1 protein-coding gene is annotated in these 669 nt (G+C 61.9%); it reads right to left on the minus strand.

From position 1 onward, the window contains the following. Window positions 1–669, minus strand: a 669-nt coding sequence (locus tag F2P67_RS27590; protein WP_166226421.1) for an OprD family outer membrane porin, incomplete at both ends; no start/stop codon positions are given.

Here is a 669-nt window from a genome sequence, read left to right on the forward strand (position 1 = left end):
TTCCTTGCCATCGGTGACGGTGCCGGTGTGCACGTTGTCGCCGCTGATGTAGCGGTTCATCAGGGTCAGGCCGGGAACGCCGAGGACGGCGAAGTTGTAATCGTGGCGCAGCTGCCAGGAGCGTTCTTGCGCGTTGTCGTAACTGGCGTTGTAGCTGTCGTTGGCGAGGGTACCGCCGCTGGTGCCGTTCACCCGCATCCACGCGCTGTCGCCGGTGAGTTTTTGCAGTCCGACGTAGAAGGTGTTGCCGCCGTAACGGGCCGAGAACAGGCCCGACCAGGTCTTGTTGTCCAGATCGCCGGCGCGGGCGCTGCCGTCGTCCTTGCCGTAGAAGAAGCCGAGGTTGGCGCCTAGTGTCCAGTCACCGAATGGCTGGCTGTGGATCAGGTTGACGTACTGCTGGCTGTAGATGTCCTTGAGTTCGGCGTTCCACACACCGATCTGCGTGCGTTTCTCGTTGAACACATATTCGCCGCCCTGAAAGTTGAAACGGTCGGAGGTGAACGCTGCTTTGCCGGTCATCGACATGTCGCTCATGCTGCTGTCGTCGCGCGGGCTGTTGGCGCGGAACTGGCCGCCGTAGAGGGTCAGGCCGTCGATTTCCTTTGAGGTGATCTGGCCGCCACGAAAGGTTTGCGGCAGTGAGCGCCCGTCATCCGAGCGCAGGAT

This window comes from Pseudomonas atagonensis (assembly GCF_011369485.1).
Taxonomy (GTDB): Bacteria; Pseudomonadota; Gammaproteobacteria; order Pseudomonadales; family Pseudomonadaceae; genus Aquipseudomonas; species Aquipseudomonas atagonensis.